General features: G+C 60.7%; 1 protein-coding gene. It reads left to right on the top strand.

What is annotated here, in order from left to right:
- Positions 1-67: 67 nt before the first annotated feature.
- Positions 68-675: DUF4365 domain-containing protein (locus BFF76_RS30680; protein WP_141695728.1), on the top strand; the 608-nt coding region annotated here is incomplete at its 3' end.

The raw sequence follows: 675 nt of genomic DNA, 5'->3' as shown, positions 1-675 counted from the left end.
CAACGCCCAAGTGTCAGAGCCGGATGGCACGGTAGACGGACAACCATGCGGATGGGAGGAGCGGGACATGACGGTGATTCCGAGTGGGCGGCGGGTGGAACAGGCGGCAGTGAACGCCCTGCGCACTCTCCTGCAGAGTCACGATCACGTGGTAGAGGAGATCTCGGGGCAGAACGACTATGGCGAGGATCTGTTCGTCACCTTCGCTGACGCCGGGCGGGTGACCAACGACGTCATCAAGGTGCAAGTGAAGGGCGGCGTCTCATGGAGACGGTCGTACGGCTACGCAGTACCAGTGCGTCAGCACTCCGAGACTTGGGCAAACGGCAACGTACCCGTATTTTGTGTCGTCTTTGACCCGGAAACAGATAAGTTGTACTGGGCGAACGCTACGAAGCAACTCCGTGTTGGAGGGCAGAAGGGCCGCCGGCCCCGCACTATCAAGCTGTCTGGGACATCGGTGCTGGACGCCAACACCGCGACGGACTTCGTGAATGAAGCCCGTGCGTACGTCGGCGGGTATCGAGGCCGGAATGCTGTCCTGAGTCACCTTGGCGAGATGGCGGGCGTCGTCTTCGATCGCTCAGACCACGTCCTGCACTGGGTCAATGAGTTCGATGAGCAGTTGATCTTCTGGCAGCGCCCTGGGGAGTTTTACGCCACGCTTCTGCACAG

Origin of the sequence: Streptomyces mutomycini (assembly GCF_001700505.1) — a bacterium.
In the GTDB taxonomy this organism is placed as follows: domain Bacteria; phylum Actinomycetota; class Actinomycetes; order Streptomycetales; family Streptomycetaceae; genus Streptomyces; species Streptomyces mutomycini.
The sequence above is the reverse complement of the archived record's forward strand: the minus strand, read 5'-3'. Positions and strand labels throughout refer to the sequence as shown.